Source organism: Coprococcus intestinihominis, assembly GCF_040096555.1.
GTDB classification, from domain to species: Bacteria; Bacillota; Clostridia; order Lachnospirales; family Lachnospiraceae; genus Coprococcus_A; species Coprococcus_A intestinihominis.
In genome coordinates this window covers 1-1,206 of the sequence record NZ_JBBMEK010000454.1, presented here as the reverse complement: position 1 = coordinate 1,206, position 1,206 = coordinate 1, and the positions used below count along the sequence as shown (strand labels likewise).

The window sequence follows — 1,206 nt, the reverse complement described above, 5'->3', positions numbered from 1 at the left end:
GACATGTGAAAAACTGAAGGAGACGCCGGGGACCTGCGTTGTGATTGAAGATTCAGCCAATGGTGTGTTGGCAGCAGTACGGGCCGGAATGACCTGCCTGGGCTATCAGAACCCTACATCCGGTGAACAGGATCTGTCAAAGGCGAATGCAGTGATTGATGATTTCAGAACAATTGATGCAGATTTTCTGATCCATTTGTCTGAGAAGAACGATATAGTTCATTAATGGCAGCTGCAGGATGTTTGTAAAATATTGAAAAGTTGAATACAGGTATAAAGAAGGCTCCGTCTGCGTATCATGATACAAAAAGACGGAGCTTTTTATATGGACAATTACTTTGAAATGGAAGCAGCACAGAAAAGTAATTACAGACGACTCAGACAGTTGGATAAGAAACAGAAACATTCTATTGTCCGGGACAGTACTGAAAAAAGCAGCAGTTTTTCAACGCGGATGATCATTGTGCTGCTGATTTTGTCAGTGACGATGTTTTTGAAGCAGACAGATGTGTTAAGCGGAAACCGTGTGTATGCGTCAGCGATGGCTGAAATTCAAAGACAGACAGATGTGGAGCAATTAAAGGAGAAAATTGAGACAACCATTGTGACACCGGTGGTGAATCAACTGAATAGTCGACATATTGGCGAAAATGCACATAATTAGTATGCTAAGTTTGGATAAAATGCATGATTGACAAAATGCTTCGTTAGACATATAATTAGTGTACAAACTATTAATATACGTAATTAATCTATATTTGTTACTATATTTTTTCTCCCTTTAAAACAAAAAGCAGTTGTCATTGTGCAGCTGCTTTTTGTTTTTTTGCAGTATGTCTTACGGCGCACCTATTTTTCAGAAGTGATACATGACAAAGTTACTGTTCGGCTAACTGATCGGGTAATTGCCCAAGATGCATTAGAAATAGCTGTCGAATACCTAAGGCCAGCTTCGATAAATGGTTTGGACAAAATGGTTCATTTAAAATGGTTTGGACAGTAAAGAAGTTTTGACAATGCCACGCTCATGTAGTAATATGGATTCAGGTTGTCGCTTCTTCGGAGTAAATGCTCTGGAGAATTTTAAGAACAACTGTATTTGTAAAAAGTAAAAAAGGATAAAAAGCATGAAGAAGTTAGCGTTAAGTGATGATATTTTATTAAAAATCGAGAAACCGGCCCGTTATCTGGGCAATGAAGTGAACC

1 protein-coding gene and 1 pseudogene are annotated in these 1,206 nt (G+C 38.6%); both read left to right on the top strand.

The window, feature by feature from the left end; genetic code table 11:
• A pseudogene (locus WMO25_RS18175) lies at positions 1–226 on the top strand (hypothetical protein); the annotation flags it as partial.
• A 99-nt stretch (positions 227–325) separates the two neighbouring features.
• Positions 326–664 (top strand): hypothetical protein, encoded by a 339-nt coding sequence (locus tag WMO25_RS18170; protein WP_117540136.1) that lies wholly within the window; start codon positions 326–328, stop codon positions 662–664.
• Positions 665–1,206 lie beyond the last annotated feature (542 nt).